The organism is Desulfogranum marinum, assembly GCF_016918565.1.
In the GTDB taxonomy this organism is placed as follows: Bacteria; Desulfobacterota; Desulfobulbia; order Desulfobulbales; family Desulfobulbaceae; genus Desulfogranum; species Desulfogranum marinum.
Map to the genome: position 1 here is coordinate 1 of NZ_JAFFQD010000127.1, position 1,637 is coordinate 1,637.

Here is a 1,637-nt window from a genome sequence, read left to right on the forward strand (position 1 = left end):
AGGTAAGGTAAAATGAGAAGGCTGGTTCACCTCCCGAGTTTTATGCTACACATAGCATGTTCGACAAGAACTAACTCAACGCAGTCAGATGCTGCAATTAAAGGAGAACCAGCCATGCATAGTATAACAATAGGAATGGACCTCGGCGATAAAAAGAATCAAATCCATGTTCTTAACGCAGCCGGAGAAACGATAAAGAAAGATATATCCATCGAAAATACAGCTGAGGCGATACGGTCTTTTTTTAACGCCTATGAGGGAGCTCTGGTTGCACTGGAAGCAGGAACGCACTCCGGGTGGATCAGTAGGTTATTGACAAATGCTGGATGTGAGGTCCTTGTTGGTAACCCAAGAAAACTGAGAGCCATCTGGGAGAGTGACCAGAAAAACGATGCTCGGGATGCGGAAATGCTGGCCCGTATTGCCCGCTTTGACCCAAAGCTACTCTATCCAATTACCCATAAAGGTGAGCAAGCTCAAATTGATATGAAACTGTTAAGATCAAGGGACATTTTAGTGAAAAGTAGGGCAAGCTTCATCAATCATGTGCGAAGTAGTGTTAAAACAATTGGAGAAAGACTCCCACAGTGCAGCGCGGACTCCTTTCATAAAACAGCGGCGGCGAATTTACCCACGGTTTTGATCAATAGCCTCCACCCTATACTTACCATGCTCGAACAGCTCACAGAGCAGATTAAGGCCTTTGATAAAGAGATCGAGCAGATGAGTAAGGAGAGTTACCCAGAGACAGAGTTGTTACGCAATATCCAAGGGGTGGGTCCTTTAACTGCTTTAGCATATGTACTCGCTGTGGAGGATCCCAGTCGCTTTAAGAAGAGTCGCCAGGTTGGAAAATATTTTGGATTAACGCCACGCCAGGACCAATCAGGGGAAAGTGACAAGCAGTTACGTATTACTAAAGCAGGTGATACTTTTGTTCGAAGGTTACTGGTCCAAGCAGCACAGTATACTCTGGGAGCATTTAGTAAAGATAGCAATTTTCGCAGGTTTGGACTTCGTTTGGCTGCCCGCGGAGGAAAAAATGCTAAGAAACGAGCAGTGATTGCCGTGGCCAGAAAGCTGGCTGTGCTTATGCATAGTCTCTGGGCAAACGGGGAAATATACGACCCATTATATTCAAAGAAAAAACAAACACAGGTAGCTGCAGCGTAGGTAACCTGAATCGACGGCGGGCATCAAGGACAATGTTCCCCTGTAAATACAGATTGTTCTAAATTGGAAAGCTATGAAAAGTAGGAAACTTGGTTGCAAAAGGGTGCAAGGAACATTCTCCTTGACCCCCTTGCTCTCCAGGTTGAACCAGAAGGTGTTAAGGAGAAAAAATCTCCTTATATTATGTTGTTAACAACCAAGACAAGGTGTAATTAATAACCATCTAAATTACCCTAAAATTAACGTCCCGTCTGGAAGACTGCGTGTCTACGCTAGATCCGTTATCAGCCAATGACATTAAAGAGATCGCAGGTAAGGTTGCAGCTTCCACGGCGGACATTACAATGCACCGGGCATATGGCTGTGCCTTTAAATGAGTGCGAATGGAAGCCTGACGTTACGGGATAATTTAAAATTTGGTTCGCCAAGTCGAACAGGTGTTGACAAGCCTTCTCATGGAAGCG

At 44.9% G+C, this 1,637-nt stretch carries 1 protein-coding gene; it reads left to right on the top strand.

What is annotated here, in order from left to right; genetic code table 11:
• Positions 1-114: 114 nt before the first annotated feature.
• Positions 115-1,173, top strand: a complete 1,059-nt coding sequence (locus JWH17_RS23155; protein WP_205225071.1) for an IS110 family RNA-guided transposase — start codon at positions 115-117, stop codon at positions 1,171-1,173.
• Positions 1,174-1,637 lie beyond the last annotated feature (464 nt).

What these genes read in the sequence shown, in the direction of transcription:
- JWH17_RS23155 (WP_205225071.1), top strand. Translation starts at nt 115, where the DNA reads ATGCATAGTATAACAATAGGAATGGACCTCGGCGATAAAAAGAATCAA.